The organism is Flavobacterium aerium (assembly GCF_030766725.1).
GTDB lineage: Bacteria > Bacteroidota > Bacteroidia > Flavobacteriales > Flavobacteriaceae > Flavobacterium > Flavobacterium aerium.
The window spans coordinates 1-369 of sequence record NZ_JARQWR010000048.1 but is presented as its reverse complement, the minus strand read 5'-3'; the positions used below and the strand labels follow the sequence as shown (position 1 = coordinate 369).

Genomic DNA, 369 nt, shown 5'->3' with positions numbered 1-369 from the left:
ACCTCCAACAATCCGGCGGGATTCAAGGACGACAGTAACGGTATTACGGATCCAGAAGATGATTATAAATATGATGCCAATGGTAATTTGATTCGCGATGATAATAAAGAAATTAAAACGATTTTTTACAACCATCTGAATTTACCCACGAATATTATTTTTGCAAATGGAAACCAAATTGAATATCTTTATACGGGCGATGGAACTAAAATCCAAAAGGTCGTAACCGAAAATGGTGTACCGGCAAAAACGGATTATTCTCAGGGATTTCAGTATTACAACAATACCTTGAAATTCTTCCCGCATGCGGAGGGTTATGTCAATTATACCCAAGGGAGTTATAATTATGTATTCAATTATACCGATCAT

At 36.0% G+C, this 369-nt stretch carries 1 pseudogene; it reads left to right on the top strand.

Annotated features, from left to right (window positions below):
* A pseudogene (locus P6733_RS17930) lies at positions 1–369 on the top strand (hypothetical protein); the annotation flags it as partial.